The sequence below is a fragment of the Mesorhizobium sp. M2A.F.Ca.ET.037.01.1.1 genome (genome assembly GCF_003998075.1).
Classification (GTDB): Bacteria; Pseudomonadota; Alphaproteobacteria; order Rhizobiales; family Rhizobiaceae; genus Mesorhizobium.
On sequence record NZ_RZSA01001498.1, the window covers coordinates 1 to 987 of the forward strand.

The following is a 987-nucleotide window of genomic DNA, read 5'->3' on the forward strand; positions in this document are numbered from 1 at the left end:
ATCTGTGACAGCGCCTCCTTGAGCTTGGCGTCGAACTCCGGATTGGAGTAGGCCGTCTCGTTCCAGGCCTCGCCCGAGCGGTAGCCGAGCGCCAGAACCTGGACACCGAGCGGGCGCATGTACCAGATGGTCATGGAATAGGGATATTTCGTCCAGTCGTTCCAGAAGGTCGAGCCAGGCAGCACGGTGCGCTTCACCTTGATGCCGGCATCGCGCAGCTGGCCGGCGATGGCGTCGCCGGTGTTCTTCTGCCATTCGTCCTCGACCGTGATCAGCTCATGCTCGAAGTCGGCCTGGCCGGCTTCCGCCATCAGCTTCTTGGCGCCGGCCGCGTCGCGCTCCTTCTTGGGCAGCGGATAATATTCGGGATGGATCGGGGCGACGTGATGGTTCTCGCCGACCGTGCCGCGGCCGTTGTAGCCGAGCTGCATGACCTGGCTGTTGTCGACCGCCATCTGCAGCGCGTTGCGCACCCGCTTGTCGTCATAGGGCTTATGCGTGACGTTGGTGCGGGCAACCAGCGTGGTCGCGGTCGCGACCTCCGACTTCACCAGGCCCATCTTGTCCAGCGGGTCGATATAGTCGGCCGGCGTTTCGAAATCGAGGTCGACCTCGCCCGAATCGAAGGCATTGAGCGTGGCGTTGAAGTCGGTGCCGTAGTCGATGAACTCCACCCCGTCGAGCGGCGCCTCGCCGCCCCACCATTTGCCGTTTTCGCGGCGCTTGACGACCGCCTTCTGGCCGACATCGTAGGAGACCAGCTCGAAGGCTCCGGTGCCGATCGGCTTCTTGATCGGGTCGGCGCCATCCTTGTCGAAGTCGCGATGCACGACCAGCGCCGGATAGTCGGTCAAGCCCGGGATGATGGCGATATCGGCTTCGACGAGCTTCAGCTTGACCGTGTGGTCGTCGACCTTGGTGATGGCGCCATCCTTGGCCTTGCCGGTCTTGGTGTCGATCAGCGCGCCGACGCGGGCGGCCATGGAA

Annotated in this window: 1 protein-coding gene; it reads right to left on the reverse strand. The window is 63.9% G+C overall.

Features of this window, described 5'->3' with window-relative positions; all coding sequences use genetic code 11:
• A partial coding sequence (locus EOA27_RS37890; protein WP_245491369.1) for an ABC transporter substrate-binding protein occupies positions 1-987 on the reverse strand: 987 nt, incomplete at both ends.